Raw genomic sequence first — 17,209 nt, 5'->3', positions numbered from 1 at the left:
ATCCGCCGATTACACAGATTTCGCGGAGGGAATGAGACGATCTGAATCGCGCGCGATCTTTTCCTGAAATCTGCGTCAATCTGCGAAATCTGCTCAGTAAATCGCCCGGAAGCCAACGTCGAAACATAACCGCCAACGCATATTTTCATGCCTTCGGGTGCCGCTCGGGCGGCATGAACACTGTGGATGACTTCTTCAGCCTTCGCGAATACCGTCTCTCAGCGCTACGCCACGGGATGCAACTCCGCGATCGGCGCGCCGTCATTGAGGATGGGGATCGGGCGGCCGGCGAAATTGGGGATCGCCACGCGCGCGGCATCGATGCCCAGGTGGCGGTACATGGTGGCCAGAAAATCTCCGACGCCGAAGCGGCGGTCTATGACTTCCTCGCCGCGGCGGTCGGTCCCGCCGATGACCTGCCCGGTGCGTATGCCGCCCCCGGCGAAGAGCATGCTGTTAGCATTGGGCCAGTGGTCACGGCCCGGCTGCACGGTTCCCTGCGGGCCGCTCGCTACGCCGCCGCCGCTGCTGGCGACGTACGAGATGCGCGGCGTGCGGCCGAACTCGCCCGTGACCACGACCAGCACGCGGCGGTCCAGCCCACGCTCGTAGATATCTTCGACCAGGGCCGTCACGGCCTGATCGAAGACCGGCAGCCGGAAAGCGAGCGCGTCGAAGACGTGATGGTTCACCGCATGGTCGTCCCAGTTGGCGACGCGGCCGCACAGCGGTCCGTCGAAGGTGGTGGTGATCAATTCCACGCCGGCTTCGACCAGGCGCCGCGCCATCAGGCATTGCTGGCCCCACGCGTTGCGGCCGTAGCGATCGCGGACCCGATCTTCCTCCTGGCTGATGTCGAAGGCGCGCTGCGCCTCCGAGCTGGTCAGCAGGCTGAGGGCTTGCGCCTCGAACGAATCGATCGCCCGCATGTTCGACGAGCTGTCGATCTCGCGCCGCATGCGGTCGAACGACTGGCGCAGCGCCACGCGATTGCTCAAATGGCGGGCGTCGTCCGTGGTGCGGACGCCGATATTCGGAACCGAAAAATCGGGGCGGCTGGGGTCGCCCGTGACGCGAAACGGATCGTACCGCGCGCCCAGGTAGGCCGATCCTGCGATCACGAAGCCGTCGTAGCTCGAGATGCCGTTGACACCGACGAAGTTGGGAATCTTGCGCGCCGGGTCGAAGCGCAAGTAGTTGGCGACCGTGAGAAAGTCAGGGAACTCGGGCTTGGGCTTGTCAGCCGGTGAGGGGTCACCGGTGAGTAATTGCAGCGAACCGGCCGGATGCCCGCCGCCGGTATGGGCCATCGATCGCAAGATCGTGAAGCGATCGGCGATCGCGGCGTGACGAGGCAATAGCTCGCCCAGCCGTAAGCCCGGCACGCGGGTGTCGATCGTGCCGAACGGCCCGCGAAAGTCGGTACTCGCCTCGGGCTTGGGATCGTACGTTTCCAGATGGCTGCCGCCGCCGCGCAGCCAGACGAGAATCAGTGCCGTGCGCGGCTGCGAAGCGTTGGCTGCGCCGGCCGCCGCGCGCAATCGCAACAGCCCCGGCAGCGACAGGCTGCCAAGCCCTGCGAGTCCGAAGCGTAGGAGTTCGCGGCGATTCACTGATTTGGTAGGCGTGCCGGGCGAGTAATGAAAGCGGCGGGGTGTGCTAGCGAGGTCTTTTACGATCGCACAATTCGTGAGCTGGAACAAGTGCGGTGGGTCTCGGGTGATTAATTTGTGCAGCAACAGGGATTTAGCGGAGCGCGTGCATCAAGCCCCCAACCAATCATTGGTGGCGGTGCTTGGGGCCGTTATGGCGCAAACTCCGCTTCTGGGCTTAGCGTGATTGCCGAAACATTTACCGCTTCCGGAAATAGCGCCTCGGCCCTTTCTACATCGTCCCCCGAAGCCCCAAATGGAAGGAACACGTCTCCAATAGCTTCGTCTCCTAACCACACTCTCCACACTGGTATCGTCGCAGCACTGCTCGGCTCGCCCGGCGCATGATCTGCTATCCACGCGGCTGTGTTTGACCTGCCGCCATGTTCAACTAGCCACTGCCGATACGCCCGTCTCTCCCAGATGGGCATCATGGCACACAACCATACGGCAACCAACGTCACCACGACCAACATTGTCCCTGTTCCAAACTGGAACCATCGTCGGCGGGTGGGCCTAGTGATAGGCATCGATCGGTGGGCCGTCATCAAACGGTTACCATTTGAGGCTTTACAGCTAATCGACCGTTGCACTGGTGGGCAGCCACCAGCGGCACCAGGTGTGCTACTTTGCTTCTTTATCTTCCGGCGTCAGCACAGCGCGAAGCGCAGCTCGTAATTGCTCATCAAAATGGTTGCCGGCGCCGACGAAGAGGCGCTGCACCACGCCGTCGCGGCCGACGATCACGGTTTGTGGAATCGCGTTTGCGCCGTATTGCTCGGCGACGCGCCCTTGCCGATCTAGCGCCACAGGCATGTCGAGCTGCAGTTGCGTGAGTGCCGTGCGCACCTGGTCCGGCGTCTCGGCCAGGTTCACGGCCACGAGCTTTACGCCCTGGTCGGCGAATTCGCGCGCCACTTTGTCGACCTGCGGCATCGCCTGCCGGCAGGGTCCGCACCAGGAAGCCCAGAAGTCGAGCACCAGGACGTGGGCCCGGTTCTCGGCCAGGACGAACTTCGTGCCGTCGAGCATGTCGAGCTGGAAGTCGGGGGCCTGTTTACCGACGAGCGCGGAGTCGAGCCCCGACGCTTCGCCTTCTCCTCCTTCGCCGTCGGGGTTGGCGAGCGGTTCGGCCGCGGCCGTCAGTTGCCACTGATGGAAGACAAGCGACGCCGCCTCGGCCTCGATGGCCGTGCCGAACAGCAACTCGTCGATCTGCCCAACGTCGACGTGGCAATTGCCCAAAAGCTCGCTCGTGCCGGAGAGGACCGAGCCCTCGAATCGCGTGGCGAAGAAGGTCAGCCGATTACCGTCCCCTTGTAACGCTTGCACGCGCGTGCCAGGCAGGACGGCCGCGGGCGCCGCGGCTTCGGCCGTGTCGGGGTGCAACCAGATAATCCGCGCAATGCCGGCGCGCGGCACCGTTTTCTTTTCCAACCGCACCTCGACCGCGAGCTCGGTCTCGTTCATCGTCAGCAGCCGGCAACGCAGATAGTCGCCGTCGTCGGAGCGGATCAGGTGCGTCGGCGGATTGTCGCGCTGCATGCGCGGAACCGTTAGCAGCCGCTCCTTCTTCTGCCGGGCGATGCTCGTCGACTTCGCCTCGGGCATCAACTCGATCGCCTGGATTTGTGCGTGCGGTATGAACGTCGCATCGCTGATCGCGGACTTGAACGTGACGCCGTTCTCGTCGATCTGCGTCACCAGGCCCGGAATCGTGTCACCGAAGCGGAGGTGCAATACGGCCTCACCCTTTTTCGGCTTGGGTCCGCCGGTGGGTTGAAGCGCATCGGATTGCGCGGCCTTTTGCCCACCGGCTTGAGCACCCGCCTGGGCCACGACGCCTGCTCGCAAGCCGCCACCAGCTGCCGCGGCGCCCACGGCGCGGGCCGGCTGCACGCCCTTTTGGACAAGTGATTTGGGCGTGGGCCGATCGCGATAAACAACCCGCCCCGAGACGTTGGCCGCCAATGGGCTGCCGGCCTTGGTATTGCGCGGCTGCCAGACCAGCGCATTAGCTGCGCCGTCGCCCGAGTTCGCGAGTGCGCCGCGCAGTGCCAGCCCATCGATTTCCAGGCGTCCTTCGCGGCTCGGTAGCGGCAAATCCTTGGGCGGCTCTTGATCCGACGCATGCCCCACCAGGGCGTACAGCGAATCGAGCGGTGCCGCGATCGATTCTTTGATCCCTGCCGATTGCAGCCAGATCTTGCCCTGTTCGATCTTGATGAGCGTGCCGCTTGCGCGACCGCCGGCGGTGAACAGGGCGCTGATCACTTGCGTGGGATCAACGGGCTTTGCTTCCGGGGCGAGAACGATGTCTTGCACCTGATTCTCGGCCAGTTGCTTGTCACCTTCGTCGGTGTGAACGAGGAATTGTTTTTGAGCGGCGTCGAACGATTCGACGTGGCCGTAGATGACGGTCCCATCGGTAATGTGCAGCCGGGCCTTTTCGGCCGTGACGGCGTGCGGCGCTTCGCCGTTCCAGCGACCGACGCGCAGGCGCTCGACGCGGATATCGCCACTCTTGTTCGTCAATTGCAAGCCGCCGTGAACCTGGGGCTTGCCGCTGGCTACGCGCAGATCGGCCAGCTTCTCGCCAAACGGCGACAACACCATCATGCGGCCGTTCTCCTGATCGATCATGATCTGCAAGTGAATCCGGCCGGGCCCCGGCTCGATGCGCGTCAAGGCCGTGACGTCCGCTTCCCGCTCGGTCTCGCGCCAGGCGACGATCTTGCTGTCCCACACGTCGAGCCGGAACGCGCGAAGCACCGACTTGGGATCCTCGCCCACGCCGAAGGCCAGATCGAAATCGGGCTTGGTCTTCCACGACAACTCGATCTCGTAGCGCGCAAGCGCCGGCGTGCCGAAATCGCGGCGGATCACGGCGCCGATCTCGTCCGAGACCAAATGCCCTCGATCCTCGCGCCAGGCGCTGTTGCTGCCCGACACTTTCCAACCGTCCAGCCCGTTGGGTCCGGCGAAAATCAGCTCGATGGCCTTCATCCGATACAAGCGACGCAACACGCTACGATCGATGTGCAACGGGCCGAGCCCCGCGGCATCGAAGACAAGCTGCTGCTTGTCGAGTTCCAACAGCTCGCCGAAAAAGGCGTCTCCACCCGATAGTTCGACGCCGTATTCGCCGGCCGGCTGGGGAAGATTAGCGTTCACCGGAAAGTGCACGGTCCGCAGCGCCGCGATCGGAAACTCGAGCGGCGCGGCAAACGCGGGCGATGCCCACAGCAGCTTTTCCGGGCCGACCGAATCGGCCAGGTGGCCCGTTGCTGAATCGCGATCTTGCAGGTGCAGCATCGGCTGCCGCTGGGCATTCGCGGCGTCGTCGGCTGCGGCGAGTTGCCCCGTGCCCGCGATGAGCAAGCAGCAGGCCGCCACGACCGCCGGGACAACGCGGCCCGCGCTTCGGCAAAAACGGCGGCGCCGTTGCAACTCGCTCGCCCTTTCCTCAGTGCATCGATTAAGCATTCTATCGCTCGTAAATCGGTAGGAAGCGGTAGTTCACGGCCAGGGCGAGCATCGACAGCGACGTGCCGATCGTCGGCCCGAATTGCCCACGCACGCTGCCGTCGGCGGCTTGCGCGGCTTTCAATTGGCGCACCAGCAGCTTGTTCCATTTCTCCCACGCTTCGACATCCCCCTGGAACAAAGCCTGGGCCTGGTAGTAGCGCGTGTATTCGGCGTACTGGTTGGAATTATTTTCCAGCCGAGAAGTGAGGAATTGCAGCGTCGCCTTGAACTGCGGCAGATCTTTGCGGCGGGCGACGGAATAGACGAGCGTGGCAATCGAGACCCGGGCGAGCGATTCGTCAAAGCCGCCAAAGCCCCCCGCGTACGCGACCTGGCCCGCGTCGGACGTCATCTGCGTGTAGTACTTGATCGCCTTTTCGATCGCTTCATCGGGGATCTCGATGCCGGCGTTGCGCGCGGCCAGGAGGCCCACCAGTACGGCGCCGCTGACCGAGGTGTCGGCATCGCGGCTGTCGGGCGAGTAGCGCCAGCCGCCGACCTGGTTCTTGTTTTGCGAGGTGAGCGCGCCGCGCACGGCCAGTTCCAACGCCTCGCCAATCGAGCGGCGGTTTGATTCCGACCCGGTCCATAGGTTGCGATCGTCGACGGTACCATAGGCCTCGGCCAGGGCCAGCGTGGCAAAGCCGTGATGGTACATGCTGTTGCCCATGATGCCGGTCGACGCGCTTTGCTGGCTGATGATGTTGCGCAGCGCCCGGCGGACACTATTGGCATAGAGACCGAAATTCGGATCCTCGCCCGACGCCAGTAAGACCATCAGTGCCATGCCGGTGATTCCCGGCCCTTGCTGGCCGCCGCCTTGCCAGTCGCCAGCCTCGGTTTGCGAGGTGACGAGATATTGCAGTCCGCGATCGTAAATCTCGCGCACGTCCCGCGGCACGGCCTCGCCGATCTTGATCGTCGGAGGCTGGGCGTGGGCGCTTGACGCGCCGCCAAGGACAAGAACCAAGGCGCCGATAGCCAGCACCACGAGAGATCCCGGATTGCGCACGATCTGGTTTGTCGCGTCGGGCGTGGTAACCTCCTCATCACGGTTTTTCATCGTACGGTCCATTGATGTATCGTCGTAGTTACTATTGCCCGCGGGCTTGGGCGATCGCATCCGCCTCGAGGCGGGTCAGCGATCCCTGCGAAATCAGCATCTGCTCGTATTCCGTTCGCGTCGTATCCAGGCCGTCGACGATTTTCCATTGACGGTCATCCAGCACCTGTCGGAGCTGCGTCCTCGGCAAACTCAAGACGCGATAGAAGGCATAGAACGAATCGCCTCCGACCGGCGACGGTTCGAGCACGGCGCTCGCGGCAGTCTCAAGCGCGTCATTGGCAATCGCCTTGGTAACCAGCCCCGCGATCGCCTCGTGTTGAGCGGTCGTGAGCGGCACGCTTTCCTCGAACCACACGAGGGCGCCCTCGATCGCGGCCTGGCGGCGAAATGCCAGCCGCTCTGCGCGGATCTCCTCGATTCGGGCATGCTGCTCGACATTGATCGTGGATTGCAAGGTCTTCGCAAAAAAGGTCCCCTGGCCCAACAGCTCGCGATAGATCCGCCTCTGAAACCTGGCCGCCTGGCTCCAATTGTCTTGTTGTGGATTCGGGTCATTCGCCGCAGCGACAAAGCATTCGCGCAACCGTTCCGCCTCTTCGAAGATGTGCCGGAGCTCGACGTTGGCGGCGAGACGCAATTTGTCGTGTTGCTCGGCGTTCAAGTCACACACGCGCCTGACTTCGCTCACGATCAGGTCCGTGCGCGATTCGATTTGCGCCCGAGCGGACTGCGCGTTAACGAACCCACCAAAAATCCAATTGTCGAAGGCCGCAGGATCGACCTCGGGAACGTCGGGCTCCTCGTCAACTTGGATAACCAGTTCTGTATCATCGGGCGCAGCGTGAAGCGGCGCCGCGGCCAGGCAAGCGACTGCGAAAGACAATCTCAGTGCCCGCAAAATTCTGGCCGTGCTCATGGCGCCGCGTCCGCAAAAGGATCGTCGAGTACCGGTGCCGCCAGGACGCCCGCGGCCATGGGTCGCACGGGTTTCGCGGGAGGAGTCGAGTTCCGGGTTTGCCAAAGCCCTTCGACAAGGCCCAACGTCAGCGGGACGAATTCTCTCAGACCGGGACCCCACCAGTCGTCGTCGTGGCTCATGTCGAACGGTGCGATATTTGCCATGCCGAATTCCGTCTTCGGAGTGATCTTCCATACTGCCATTTGTTCTTCGCGCAGGCACTTGAGGTGTTCGTCGAGCACGAGAGGAACCCAGGCCGAATTCGCATCGGTCAAACGGTTCCATCCCTCCCACGAGCTCTGCCAGCCTGCGGAGAGGGATGCCATCAAGTCCTGCCGCTGCTCAGTCGAGAGGCAAAGCAGCCGGTCGGCGCACGCGATAAAGCCCATAATCGCCGCGCGTTTACGGCGGGCCGCGCGCTTGCCCGTCTCGGCGGCGAATCGCTCGCCCAGCTGTGGATCAACCGTGTTTCGCACGGCCGCGGCGATGGCCTCGCGAATCAGAATGACGGGCTCGACAGCGACCTGATGCTCAGCATGCGGTTCGTTCTGCCACTTCTTGTATCGCTTGGCCACGTCGTGCAGCGAGATTTCGGCCGCGATCTTGATCTTGCGCCGCTCTTCGACGGTCAGGTCGCCGCAAATCTGCCGCACGAACGCCAGCTCGCAATCGAGCGTTGGCCGGAACTGTGCGGCGTAGTCGATTTGGGCTTGAAGGCACCAAACGGCGAACGCATTTCCGCCCTCGCCATTCACTTCGAGCTGGATCGCGCCGTCCGCGTCTGCTCCCGCGATTCGGTCTTGCAACACCAACTGTTCGTCTGGACCGTTCGGGTCGGCGGTGTAGACGACAATTTCCTCGGCGCTGGCCGTGACATGGATAGCCGCCACAAGGATCAAGAAACCGCACAGCCTCCGTGCCACGGTTCGGCAAGAGGAAAACAAAGGCCCGCTCGTGGCTGCGCATGGTTGCCAAAAGTACCGCATGCCTCTCGCTCCTCCTGCCTCTTGTGCCCCATGGTCCGTCAGTCGGAGCCGGGCTCGCGTTCCAGGCGGTTGAAGTACTCGTCGAGACCGGCGCGGAACTCCTCAGGCAGCGAGGTACCGGCGTCGCCGGTGGATTGCTGCACGCCGCGGTCTTCGCGTACTTCCTTGTCGTTCATACCGTTACCGACCAGGGCCAAGGCCGAGTCGTTCGTGGTTCCCTGTCCGCCGCCGCCGGGGCTTGATCCACCGCCGCCGCCCCCTTTCGGATTGATGCGCTTCGAGCGCAGCAGAAGTTCGATCGCCTCGGTCTCGGCCGCGATGGCCGGGTTGCCGGTTTCGCCATTCATAAGGATGCCCGTCGCTTCGTTCATGACCTTTTCGACCGCGGTGAGAATCTTGATCTCGAGGGCGAAATCCTGCTCGGCGTCGGGCAATTCCTTGATCGCTGCGTTCAACTTGCGCACGCGCTCGGTCAGCCCATCCTGGGTCGTCGAGAGCTTGTAGCACTCCTCCATGTGCTTTTCGGCCTCGATCGCTGCCTTGGCCTGCTGGGCGACGCGCGTCTCTTCGCGGAGGTTCACCTCGGCTTCGAGAATCTTCATCGCTTCCAGGATCATCGCCGGCGGGAGGCAGCCTTTTCCCTTGCAGGCGCATTCGCCGGCGCAGGCGGGATCGACGAGATTGTCGGCCCAGCGGTCGAGCGTATCGGACCAGAATTCGCATTGGGCGATCGACATGCCGGTTTCCAGCCGGACGTCATCACCGAGTTGGCGCAGGCTGCCGACGGCGTCCTGCTCGCGCATCTCGTCAAGCACGATCTTGAAACGCTGCATGCGGCGGCGCTCGAAATAGGCCTGCATGTCGTCCATGATGGTCGAGACTTTCTGGCTGCTGGCCAGCTCGACCTCGGAGAGATCCAACAGGTTCTTGCCGGCGGCGTCGACCGCGCGGCCGCGCATGCCGAAGGTGTCTCCCAGGTGGTCGCCGATCTTTCCGGCCACGACGTACTGCTCGCGGGAGGCGGCTTTCAGGCGTTTGACCAGCGTGCTCCCTTCCAAATTGGCGAGGACCTTGTTCAGCTCGTCGGCAATCTTCTCGAACTCGGCCAACAGGTCCTTCTGCACGACCACGGCCTCGTCGAGCTTTTGCTCCTCGGGCGTTTTCTTTTCGCCGTCCTTGTCGTCTTTCTTGGGCGGCGTGCTGGCCACGGTCGTGACAGGCAGCTTCAGTTTGGGGGGCGATTGTCCCTTGCCTGGCTTACCGGCGTCGTCGTCTTTCGAAGGGGGTTGCTGCGACGATTCGTTATCCACCACCTTGGGCACCATCGGCTGCGGCGTCTGCGGCTTGGGCGGGTCACCGCCAGCTTTGGCGGTGGGCGTGGTGTGTACGTTGCCGGCCACGGGGGGTGATTTGCCTTGCGCGTTGGCCAGCGCCCCTTGCGCTTGCGACGATTGCTTCAACAGGTCGGCCACGTTCGGCATGCGATTGGCCGAGATATCTTTCAAGATTTGCAGCATCTCGCCCAATTTTTCCAAGTGGACGATGCCGAACTCGGGATTGCGCATCGCCTGGCGAACGAGATCCTCGCCGCTATTGACCAGCCCTGTCAGGCGGCGGCCATTATTGCGTTCGGCCGCGGCCTGGCTTTCGATCTGCCGCCGCGTTTCGAGCTTGTCGAGCTCCTCGGGCGCAAGGGCGCGTAACTGCTCGTTGGTGTGGTGCAATTGCAGCTCGCGGTCGCGGACTTCCAGCGATTGACGATGCCACTTGCTCAACTGCTCGGTGAGCCAGATGTAATGCTGCTCGGCCGACAGGACGTAGAAAACGAACGTCGGTGAATAAACCCGCTCGCGGCCGGGGAGGTAATCTTCGGCGTACAAGCGCACGGCCAACGGCTGCGGCTCGATCTCGAGCGATTCGGCACAGAAGGTCGCCGCGATATCGAGGAATTCCTTGTCATGTCCGCCGGCGGCGAGAGCTCGTTCGCCGTGGGCAACTTTGTCGGCGGCGTTCTCGTCGAGCCCTTGCCACTCGATGCCGACGACCTTCACGCCGAAATCATCCATGGCACGGACCTTGAAGGAGAGCGTTTCCGAGGCCAGCACCACCTTTTGCCGCGGCAGCGTGTCGCACGCCAGCGAAGGTTGCGCGTCGTCCTGGGCCGTGATCGCGATCTGGAACGGCTCGCGGCCGGCGAGGCCGAACTTGTCGCGCCACTCGAACGACAGTTGTCGCGACTCGTCGACGTTGACCGGCGCCGTGGCCAATGACGCGCCGGTCGGCGATAGTGCCTCGGCATCGAGCGCGGCGCTGGCCAGGTCGCGGCTGGCCGTGATGGCGAACTGGGCCGTACTGCCGCGGACTAGCGTCAAAGCGCCGCCGCGAACGTCCTTTTCCAACTTCTCGGGGCGGCCGAGATACTCTGGTAGGGTCACCGCGGCGGTTACGCTCGTCAACTCGGGCCGCAGCATCGGCTCGAGGTGGACCGTCTGCCGCGCATCGCCAATGCGCAAGTAAAGCGTGTCAGCCGCGATTTGCGACGGCAAGGAGAATTCATAAGCGCCGTCCTTTAGCTCGGCTTCGACCGGCGGCTGGTTCCCCAATTGCACGGTGCCGGTGGCGGGACGTCGCCTTGAATCCTCACGCAAGCGCACGGAGATCGTGACCGGCTCGCCATGCGCCACCACGAGCGTTTCTGGCAATTCTTCGAGCGCCGTAAACGTGTACCGCGGGATCGGCTCCCAAGGAGCCATGAACCGCGACCAGGCATTGAGCGCGGCCGACGGAAACAATACGAGCAAAAGCACAGCCGCGGCCAGTGGCGTAGCGGCCGCCCACGCCCAGAGGCGATGCCTGGGGTTGGGCACCGCTTCGTGGAAATTGCGTCGCGCGGCGTCGCCGGCCACTTGCTGGACAGCAGCCTCGCACAACGCACGCGATCGATGTTGCTCGAACTCGTTGCGCACCAGCTCGATCACGCCCAGCAGCTGATCACCCAGGCTGGGATAGCGCCGGCTCAAGAGTCGGGCTAGTTGAACAAACTGGCGCTGCCGCCACACCCAGCGGTGCAGATAGACGGGGACGAAAGCGCAGGCCGCTACGGCCACGGCGAAAATCGTGATACGCGCCCCATCGGGCGTGTCGATCAGCCGATCGAGGCCAAAGATCGTGAGGTACGAAACGAGCACGCCGAAGATCGCGCCGCAAGCGGCCTCGATCGATTTGATGATCCACACGCGGCGCCGGTAATCGTAAAGCTGCGTTTCCAACGATCCGGGAAGCTGCAGCCGATTGCTCGTGTGGGGCATGCTCATAAATCCCTCACCTTGGGTTGAGATCCGTCTTGCTGGCGATATCTAGTGTCAGTTGGTGGCGCCCCCCCTCAGGGGCGTCACGCATGTGTAATGGACTGCATCTCGAAGGGCATTCGACATTTTGCCATTTCTAGCGAGCTTAAGGGCGCGAATTCTGGCCCCGAACGGGCCTTGTCGCGTAGCCGTGGACGCAAGTCCACGGAAACTATTCGAAAAAGAATCGTTGTAAGCCCCGAAGGGGCGACATTGTGCATGTCCTGAAATCGATGTCGCCCCTGCGGGGCTTCCGGCGCGTTACGAGACCTTCTCCGTGGGCTTACGCCCACGGCTACATGATTCCGCCCCTGCGGGGCTGGAAGCCGTCTCATGGTTCCGACGTCCGATTGCGCGTGCATATATGTTCGTTGCACGGGGCGAGCTTGTTTCACACCTTCGGCGCATGGCCGGAGATGTTGCGACATGGCGTTCTTGAAATCCCTCAAGGTGTTGTCACTTTGCTTCTGCATCAATTCACTTGCAGTTGCTACACCAGGCCCACGGCTTTGCGGCCGATCCAGAACACGCCCAAAAGCGTGACCAGGATCCCCATCATCACCGGGTGACACCATAGCTGCACGCGTCGCACCGCGGCCGGCGGGTCGGGCAGCTCGGCAAGCGATTGTACGATCTCGTCGAGCCGGCCGGCGCGCACGACCTTGCCACGCGTCACGCGGGCAATCTCTTCCAGCACTTCGGGGCGAGCAGCGCGGCCGATCCGTTCGATTTGCGTCCCTTGCACGAAGAAGGACGCATCGAGCGAAGCGCCGGTTTGCCGGCAAGCGAGCGTCACCTCGTGCCGTCCCGGCTCTTGCGGCGTGTAGCGCGATGCGAAGGCGCCCCATTCGTCGCCCGAGGAGGTAAAGCGCACGACTTCCGATTTGCCAGACGGGGCGACGATGCGCGCCGTGACGTCGCCATGAGTCAACGGCTCACCATTGCGCTCGGCGACGTTGGCCGAGAGCGCGATTGTTTGCCTGACCTGCGGCTGTTCGGGCGAGTAATACATGCGCATCGTCTCCCCCTTCGCCATGTTCCGTTGGTACGCCATCCAGCGCACCACCTGTCCCCAGAACCTGTAATGGTACTTGTCTTCGACCCCTTTTCGCCAGCGCCAAGCGCCGTCGGTCCCCATAAAAAGGACTTTTCCGGCGCCGAAAGTTCTTGTCACCAATAGTGGCAACCGGCCGAATTCATTGGCAGCATCCTTGTGCACGCAAAGAACCTCGGTGCCGGCCTTGGCCCGTTTCACCGCGGCATACCATTGGAAACCGGGCAGGTTTTCCCAGACGTCGGTGTTGTCGTCCGTGGTGTCGGCCAGCTTCGTGAGCAGGCTGCGGCGGCCCGTTTCGGTTAGTTCCAGATTGCTGGGCGTGCGCGAGCCCCAGCCGCCAGGCTGCGCCGGGTCGAGCACCACAGGGCACAGATCGCCCAGCTCGCTATCGACGAGCGAATTTTGCCTGCCTTGCCAGCCGGGCATGAAAACCAGCCCGCTCGCCTGATGCTCGACGATGCCCTTGAGCAGGCGGCAATCCTCGCTCGTCAGTTGCCCTTCTTCCATGCCGACGTCCCCCAGAAAGACGACGTCGAACTTCGATAGTTCGTCGAGCCCCTGCGGAAACTGCTTGATGTAATCCTTATTTCCGCCGCCGACCTTGTTCAGCCCGGGATGAAAGAGCAGACAGGAGAGCTCGACGCCCGGGTCGCGCGACAGGGCATTGCGCAGATAGCGGTATTCCCAACGGGGCACCGATTCCACGAGCAGCACACGCAATTTTTCCTCCCGAATCGATATTGGCGCCGCCAGGTGGTTATTGTCTGCCAACAGCTCCTCGGGCTGCGCCGGCACGTCGAGCGACAGCGTATAGTCGCCCACGGCCGGCGGCTTCCAGATCAGCCAGTCGCTGGTGCGGGCCATGGGGGCGATGCGGACTTCCTTGGTCAGTTGTTCGCCGTCGGACGTCTTCAGCGTGACGGTCGCCAGTTGCTCGCGCGGCAGCGTGCTCTCGATGGTGAACGGGATGCGGACCGACTTGCCGACGATACCGAAGGTCGGGGCATCCAGGCTCAAAAGCTCGACGTCCGGCAGTCGCGACGAACTGCCCACGGGCACAACGAACACCGGCACTTCCTGCAGCCGCAGCGCCGTGGCCGCTTGCACGGGCGGCTGCCCCTCGTTCCAGTCGCCGTCCGAGGCCAGCACGATTCCGCGCAGGTTGCGGTATTTTTCCATCGCATCCACGAGCGGCTGGTAAAGGTTCGTTCCCTGCGCGGTCTCTTTCGGCGAGATGGCCTGCACCTCGACGGCCATGCGCTCGCCGAGCGAGTTCCAGAAGGTATTGTCGACCAGCGGCTGCACCGCTTCACGGCGCGACGAGACCGACGTCGGCGCCGCCGTAGCGCCCGACACGTCGCGCGTATCCATGCTCGTCGAGCCGTCCCACAGTACGGCGATCGTGGGCTTTTCGTCCGGGCGGTATTCTTCGACCCATTCCGGCTGATTGAACAGCACCGCGACGAGCATCACGAGCGCAAGCCTTAACAACTCGAGCAAGCCCACGTCCGCGCGAAAGCCGCTCCGGCGCCAGGCGATAAAGCTGAGCACCGACGTAGCGGCGACGACGAGCAAGCCCGCGAAAATCGACCACGGCAGCCACAAGAATGTCAGCGAATGTGCGGCGGTCATCGTGGGGCCCCCCCGCCTGGAGCCGCCGTCTTAGCCATCACGCCTGGAGCGGGCGCAGCATGAGCAACCTTGGGCAGGCACAAGGCCGCCTCGACCACGAGTGCCACGAGCATCGTTCCCAGGAACGCGCGCCAGATTTCTTGCACGAGCGACCCGACGCTGCCGGCCTCGTCATCGACGCGGGCATAGTTCAGCCCATGGAACAGCTCGCCGACCTGTTCGTCGGCCAGCACCTTGGCGTCGTCCTCGGCCACGGGCCGGTTGATGGCCAACAGCCGATCGCCGTCGCGATAAACACCGCGATGATAGATCATCTCGGTCGACAGCCCCTGGTCGGTATCCGCGATGCGCGCCCAGGAGGCCGCGTTTTCGCCATCGGCCGCTCCGGCGTCAAGCTGGCGCACCTGGGCCAACACCTCGGCGCCCGCGGCCAATAGCCGCTGCACGAAGGCATAAAGCACCACGCCGCTGGTGGCCAGGGACGAATCGACGGGCGAAGGCGTCGTGGCCCAGAAATAGACGCCGCCGCGCTTGGTGGGCGCGCGTGCGACCAGGGCTGCGCCGCCACGCAGCGTCGCCAGCGCCGTCGTTTCGCCGCTGAGGCCGCAATAGCGCATGACTTCCAACTGGCCGACCGGCAGGGCGGCGCCGTTGAGCGTGCGGGCCAGCACGTCTTCATCGCTGCGCCAGGTTTCGATCGGCACGTGATCGGGGTCGGTGACCCAGTCGGTCCAACGCACGCCGAACAATTCTTCATTGCCTGGATTGGCTGGCGGGAAGAAAACGACTTGCCCGCCACGATCGACAAAGGCTTGCACGCTGGCCGCCACGGCTCCGGTGGGAAGCGGCGCCTGCCAGATCAAGAGTGCGGTCTGATCCCAATCGACGCCGGCTAATTGCGACGCGTCGAGCGACTGGCCGCTGCAATCCAGTCCGGGCTCCGGCGCGATCGCGGTGGCCAGCGCCAGCGGGCGCTCGACCCGCGGATCTTCGCAGACGAGCACTGCCCGCCGCGGCGGCGGCCGATCGAAGACGAAATAGTAGTCATCATCGGCGGGGTTGGCGTCGGCCGGGATCGAGATCTTGCCCCAGCCGCGCGTCCGCGACCGCTCGAGCGGAATCTGGTGGTCTTTCAACTCGGTGAGCGGGCTGGAAAGCTCGACGGGTACTACGGACCGGGCGCCCTCGATCTCGAACTGAACGGGCAGCGTCACTTTTTCTTCCACGCCCTCGGCACGCGATAGCTTGAGCGATACCAATAGCTCGGCGCCGTCGTCGGTCTCCAGGCGGCGCGCGTCGGTCACACGAACGGACACGTTCGCCTTCGAGGCCTTGGGGTAAGCCAATAGATGGAAGCGGACACCTTGCGGCATCTCGAGAAAGGCGTTTCGCAAGGTCGACCAGCGATTGCTTTCCGCAGCCCAATCGTTGCTGCGCAGATCCGAGCAGATCCAGATTTCAGTCTGGCCTGTGTGGTTCTCTTGAATGTACCGATAGGCCTCTTGCAGCATGGCCGGGATATCGGCGGGGGCGCTGGCCGGGCCGGTTTCGGGCGCGCTTTCCAGGGCCGATGGCGACGCCAGCTCGCGCGGCTGGCACGTGGCACTATCGATCAAAACCCAGCGGTCGGAGCGCAGCGTTTGCAGAGCGCGTACGAGTTGCCCACGACCGGTTTCGAGCTTCGATTGCCCCGAGGTGCTGCGCTCCTGCATGCTGGGCGACCGATCCAACAGGATGATCGTCGTATCGGCGCGGCCACCCGCGGCGAGGCCCAAGACACCACTGGCCAATGGGCGGCTGACGGCCAGCACCAGGGCCGCGATCGCGCCCATGCGGGCGAGCATGATCAGCCATTGCCGCAGCCGCGAATAGCCGCGCGCCATGCGCCGGGCCGCCAGCAGGAACATCATGGCGGCCCATTCGATGGTCTGAAAGCGCCGCTGGTTCACCAGGTGAATAATGAGCGGCACCGCCACGAGCGGTAGCGCGGCCAAAAGCCATGGCTGTAGAAAGCTCATCGCCGCCCCTTCCCCGCCGCGCGGCTGACCAGGAATCGGGCGAGCACTTGCTCGTAATCGTCGGCCAGAGAGACGCGCTGATAATCGACCGCCGATTCGAGCACCACTTGCTTCAGGTCGGTCAGGTATTCATTGAGCGCTTTCTGGTAGCGGTCGACGATATCCGTGGGGTCGGCGAAGATGGCCGGGCCCCCTTCCATATCCAGAAAGCGCATCGGCCGGCGAAAGTTGAAATCGAATTCCAGGGGGTCGAGCAAATGAAACACGGCCACGTCATGGTGCCGGAAGCGCAGATGCTGAAAGCAACTGTTGAGGACCGCCGGCTCGACGAATAAATCCGAGATAATGATCACCAGCGCCCGCTGCCGGATCGTTTCGGCCAGCTCGTGCAACGTGGCGGCCAACTGCGTGTCGCCGCGAGGGCGCATCCCTTCGAGCATGTCGAGCAGGAGCCGCAAGTGGGCCGGGTTCCGTTTGGGCGGCAGGCTGCGCACGATGTTCTGCGCCACGCACGACAGGCCGACGGCGTCTCCTTGCTGGCAGGCCAGGTAAGCAATCGTGGCGGCCAGGCGGCGAGCGTATTCGATCTTGCTGACGCCCGTCGAGCCAAAGCCCATCGAGCCGCTGGTATCCACGATGAAGCAGCAACGCAGGTTGGTGTCGGCCTCGAACTCCTTGACGTAAAACCGGTCCGAGCGACCGTAGGCGCGCCAATCGAGCCGGCGCAGGTCGTCGCCGGGCACGTACTTGCGATACTCGGCGAATTCGACGCTGGCCCCGCGGTGAGGGCTGGCGTGCCGCCCCGAGACGTTACCTTGCATGGGCCGGCGGGCAAAGAGCGGCATGCCGGCCAATCGCGACAGAACCTGCGCGTCGAGAAAACTGCGCGATTGACGGTCCGAAAGCATACGCCACCGCCCGGTGCATCCTTGGTATTGTGCACCGTCCTTGCCCCGGCTTGCGGG

The 17,209-nt window shown here is 63.7% G+C and carries 9 protein-coding genes; all 9 read right to left on the bottom strand.

Features of this window, described 5'->3' with window-relative positions:
- Positions 1-224 precede the first annotated feature (224 nt).
- The gene (locus VHD36_07490) at positions 225-1,613 is read right to left on the bottom strand and encodes a DUF1501 domain-containing protein (GenBank protein ID HVU87147.1); all 1,389 of its coding nucleotides are present in this window, start codon (positions 1,611-1,613) and stop codon (positions 225-227) included.
- Between the two features lie 663 nt (positions 1,614-2,276).
- Positions 2,277-5,138 carry a TlpA disulfide reductase family protein gene (locus VHD36_07485; protein HVU87146.1) on the bottom strand — a complete coding sequence of 954 codons (2,862 nt, stop codon included), beginning with the start codon at positions 5,136-5,138 and terminating at the stop codon, positions 2,277-2,279.
- Between the two features lies 1 nt (position 5,139).
- Positions 5,140-6,243: a squalene--hopene cyclase gene (locus VHD36_07480; GenBank protein HVU87145.1), complete on the bottom strand. Its 1,104-nt coding sequence runs from the start codon at positions 6,241-6,243 to the stop codon at positions 5,140-5,142.
- Between the two features lie 31 nt (positions 6,244-6,274).
- On the bottom strand, positions 6,275-7,129 hold the full coding sequence (locus tag VHD36_07475; protein HVU87144.1) for a hypothetical protein: 855 nt from the start codon (positions 7,127-7,129) through the stop codon (positions 6,275-6,277).
- Between the two features lie 29 nt (positions 7,130-7,158).
- Positions 7,159-8,148, bottom strand: a complete 990-nt coding sequence (locus tag VHD36_07470; protein HVU87143.1) for a hypothetical protein — start codon at positions 8,146-8,148, stop codon at positions 7,159-7,161.
- Between the two features lie 80 nt (positions 8,149-8,228).
- Positions 8,229-11,498, bottom strand: a complete 3,270-nt coding sequence (locus VHD36_07465; GenBank protein ID HVU87142.1) for a hypothetical protein — start codon at positions 11,496-11,498, stop codon at positions 8,229-8,231.
- Between the two features lie 529 nt (positions 11,499-12,027).
- Positions 12,028-14,226, bottom strand: coding sequence for a hypothetical protein (locus tag VHD36_07460; GenBank protein HVU87141.1), 2,199 nt, complete (start codon positions 14,224-14,226; stop codon positions 12,028-12,030).
- Complete coding sequence (locus tag VHD36_07455) at positions 14,223-16,244, bottom strand: BatA domain-containing protein (protein HVU87140.1); 2,022 nt, start codon at positions 16,242-16,244, stop codon at positions 14,223-14,225. Before VHD36_07455 ends, VHD36_07460 begins: the two co-directional genes overlap by 4 nt.
- Positions 16,241-17,152: a DUF58 domain-containing protein gene (locus tag VHD36_07450; protein HVU87139.1), complete on the bottom strand. Its 912-nt coding sequence runs from the start codon at positions 17,150-17,152 to the stop codon at positions 16,241-16,243. Before VHD36_07450 ends, VHD36_07455 begins: the two co-directional genes overlap by 4 nt.
- Positions 17,153-17,209 lie beyond the last annotated feature (57 nt).

The sequence above is a fragment of the Pirellulales bacterium genome (assembly GCA_035546535.1).
GTDB lineage: Bacteria > Planctomycetota > Planctomycetia > Pirellulales > JACPPG01 > JACPPG01.
The sequence above is the reverse complement of the archived record's forward strand: the minus strand, read 5'-3'. Positions and strand labels throughout refer to the sequence as shown.

Bases quoted from the DNA above. Each gene is read 5' to 3' on its own strand.
- VHD36_07485 (HVU87146.1), bottom strand. From the start codon at position 5,138: ATGCTTAATCGATGCACTGAGGAAAGGGCGAGCGAGTTGCAACGGCGC.
- VHD36_07480 (HVU87145.1), bottom strand. From the start codon at position 6,243: ATGAAAAACCGTGATGAGGAGGTTACCACGCCCGACGCGACAAACCAG.
- VHD36_07465 (HVU87142.1), bottom strand. From the start codon at position 11,498: ATGCCCCACACGAGCAATCGGCTGCAGCTTCCCGGATCGTTGGAAACG.
- VHD36_07460 (HVU87141.1), bottom strand. From the start codon at position 14,226: ATGACCGCCGCACATTCGCTGACATTCTTGTGGCTGCCGTGGTCGATT.
- VHD36_07455 (HVU87140.1), bottom strand. From the start codon at position 16,244: ATGAGCTTTCTACAGCCATGGCTTTTGGCCGCGCTACCGCTCGTGGCG.
- VHD36_07450 (HVU87139.1), bottom strand. From the start codon at position 17,152: ATGCTTTCGGACCGTCAATCGCGCAGTTTTCTCGACGCGCAGGTTCTG.